Consider the following 3,467-nt stretch of genomic DNA (forward strand, 5'->3'; position numbering starts at 1 on the left):
GATCCGGAGACAAACGGCTGGTCGCGTATGTCATAGGCGAGACAGGCGAGGTGGACACGGTTCAGATTCGTCGGTTCGTGATGGCCCGGTTGCCGGAATATATGGTGCCCTCGACGATCATGATGATCGAGGCGTTGCCGTTGACTGTGAACGGGAAACTGGATATCCGAGCGCTGCCGGTGCCGGAATTCGTGTCAAGCGCGGTGTACAGAGCGCCCTCGACACCGGTCGAGCAAGCGTTGGTCGAGATCTTCGCAGAGGTGCTGGGGCTGGACCAACAGGTCGGTGTCGACGACTCGTTCTTCGAACTCGGCGGGCATTCACTGTTGGCGACGAAGATGGTGAACCGGATCCGGGTGGTGCTCGGTGTAGAGGTCCCGATTCGCGTGGTGTTTGAAGCATCGACGCCGGCGGGGTTGGCGGATCGGCTCGATGCGACGGAGAGAGTGCGTCCAGCCTTGGTAGCGGTGGAGCGCCCGTCGATGCTGCCGTTGTCGTTCGGCCAGCGCAGGCTGTGGTTCTTGTATCGGCTTGACGGTCCGTCGGCGAAGTACAACATTCCGATGGCGGTGCGGATGACCGGTGTCGTCGACATCGAGGCGCTGACCGATGCCATCGGTGACGTAGTGGCTCGTCACGAGGCGCTACGCACAGTGTTTGTCGAGGCCGATGGTTTCGGCGCCCAGAGGATTTTGACCGCCGATGAGGTCAGGGTTCCGGTTGCCGTGGTCGCTACCAGCGGAGCTTCGATGGATACGTTGGTGAACGAGGCCGCCGGGCACCTTTTCGATCTGTCCAGTGAGATCCCGGTCAATGTCACGCTCATCGACTGCGGTGCTGATGGTTTGGTCGTCGTTCTGGTTGTACATCACATCGCGGCCGATGGTGCGTCGATGGTGCCGTTGGTGCGAGATGTACTGTCCGCGTACAACGCTCGCTGTGGTGGTTCGGCACCGGAGTGGCCCACACTGCCTGTGCAGTACGCAGATTATGCGTTGTGGCAGCGTGAACTGCTCGGCGACAGTGAGGATTCGGAATCGCTGCTTGCTCAGCAACTTGCCTACTGGCAATCCGCCTTGGCCGGGATGCCGGAGGCTATCGAGCTGCCCGTGGATCGACCTCGTCCCAAGATCGCAAGCTACCGTGGCGACTGCGTTGAATTTGTCGTTTCCGCAGTTGTTCGTACCCGCCTTGAACAAGTGGCGCGCGCTCAGGGCGTGACAGTGTCGATGATGGTGCATGCGGGATTGGCGATCCTGCTGCATCGCCTGGGTGCTGGTGACGACGTCGCGATCGGTTCGCCAGTCGCGGGTCGGTCAGATGAGATGCTCAATGATCTGGTTGGGTTCTTCGCTAACACCTTGGTCCTACGAGTGGATCTGTCCGGTGATCCGACTGTCGCAGAGCTGGTTTCACGAGTACGTGATAGGGCCTTGTCCGCATACGCACATCAGGATGTGCCGTTTGAGCGGCTTGTCGAGTCGTTGAATCCGGCGCGCTCGACAGCGCACCACCCGCTGTTCCAGGTTGCCCTGGCCTTCCAAAACAATGAGCTGCCGGACCTGAAATCCCTCTCCGGAGGTGTCGAGCTGGAGCTGATGCCTGTCGATTCCACGACTGCCAGATTCGACATTACTGTCAACTTGTCCGAGGTCCTGGGCGGGGGGTCTGGCTTTGCTGGTTCCTTGGAGTACGCGGCGGATCTGTTCGATCGCGCGACTATGGAGGTATTCGCGGCGCGATTTGTGCGGGTGCTCTCTCAGATCGGTGAGGACCATAGTCGGCGGGTCGCCGACATCGAGGTGCTCGAAGCTGCCGAGCGCACGCTCATCTTCGGCGCATGGAATGACACTGCCGCGCCGATGGATACGGCGGCGACCATTGTGTCGATGTTCGAAGCCTGGGCCAAGGATCGTGCGACCGCGACCGCTGTGGTTTTCGAAGACTGCGAATACACCTATGCGCAGGTGAACGCGCGTGCGAATATGGTGGCGCGGCAGTTGATCTCGATGGGTGTCGGGAGGGACTCCGTGGTGGCTGTCGCCTTGCCGCGGTCGCCAGAGTTCGTTGTCGCGCTTCTGGCAGTGCTCAAGGCTGGTGCAGGATACCTGCCTATCGATCTGGACTATCCGGCAGATCGGATCGACTATATCCTCACCGATGCAGACCCGGCCGCGGTGGTAACTTGCACTTCAGCACAACACGTCGTGTCGAGCGCCGGACTCAAGCCTCTCCAGCTCGACGTTATCGAAACCCCAAGTCTCGCAGATGATTTCGTGGTCTCTGACGTTACGTCGGAAGAGCGAGGTGGTGACCTGCGCTCATCCAACCTCGCGTACGTAATCTACACGTCGGGTTCGACCGGGCGTCCCAAGGGCGTCGCGGTCACTCACGCCAGCGTTGTGAATTTGGCATTGGGTGCGTGGCCGTTGCGGGTCGGCAGCCGAATGCTAGTGCATTCGTCGACCGCGTTCGACGCATCGACATACGAATTGTGGTCGCCCTTGTTGGCCGGCGGAACCGTGGTTTTGGCTGGTTCTGGCAGAGTCGATATGACCGATATCGAAGCGCTTGTTCATCGGCACGCAGTGTCGGCTTTGTTCCTGACCTCACCGCTTCTACCTGTGTGGGCCGACCACCTCGCCACTGGTGTCCTGGCTGATTCGGACATCGCTGCCCGATGGGGATCGTTGCGGCAGGTGATCGTCGGCGGTGACGTCTTCTCGCCAGGGGCAGCGCGGCGCGTGCACGCAGTTCTGCCCGAGGTACGGCTGATCAACGGCTACGGCCCGACGGAAAACACGACGTTCAGTGTGACCGTGGAGGTTGATGCCTCTTCGGACATGATCTCTGTGCCGATCGGTCGTCCGCTTCCGAACACGGGTGCGCGGGTACTGGATTCACGTCTGCGACCGGTGCCGATTGGAGTGCCGGGTGAACTGTACCTGTCCGGTGCCGGACTGGCTCGAGGGTATCGTGGCCGCGCGTCAATGACCGCTGAGCGATTTGTGCCCGATCCGTTTGGGGCCGTGGGTACACGTATGTATCGGTCCGGCGATGTCGTCCGGTGGACTCGATCAGGTGATCTCGAATACCTGGGCCGTGCCGATGAGCAAGTCAAGGTGCGCGGTTTTCGCATCGAACCCGGTGAGGTCGAGGCGGTGTTGCTCACCTGTCCGGGAATAGGCCAGGCGGCGGTGATCGCCCGGGAGTCCCTGGCCGGAGGCGGCAAACAATTGGTCGCCTATGTGGTCGGTGACGGTCGCATGCCGAGGGCGGCGCTCAGTTCGGCGGAGGTTCGCCGGTTCGTGGGTGAGCGTATGCCGGAGTTCATGGTTCCAGCTGCGGTCGTGGTGTTGGACCGGTTGCCGTTGACGGCGAACGGGAAGCTGGATCGCCGGTTGTTGCCGGATCCTGAGTTCTCCGGAATAGCTGAGTACCGAGAACCCAAGGGCAGCAATGAAATT

At 61.1% G+C, this 3,467-nt stretch carries 1 protein-coding gene; it reads left to right on the forward strand.

Features of this window, described 5'->3' with window-relative positions; all coding sequences use genetic code 11:
• Positions 1–50 precede the first annotated feature (50 nt).
• A partial coding sequence (locus tag JK358_RS38665; RefSeq protein WP_201958846.1) for a non-ribosomal peptide synthetase occupies positions 51–3,467 on the forward strand: 3,417 nt, incomplete at its 3' end.

The organism is Nocardia acididurans, from assembly GCF_016741815.1.
GTDB classification, from domain to species: Bacteria; Actinomycetota; Actinomycetes; order Mycobacteriales; family Mycobacteriaceae; genus Nocardia; species Nocardia acididurans.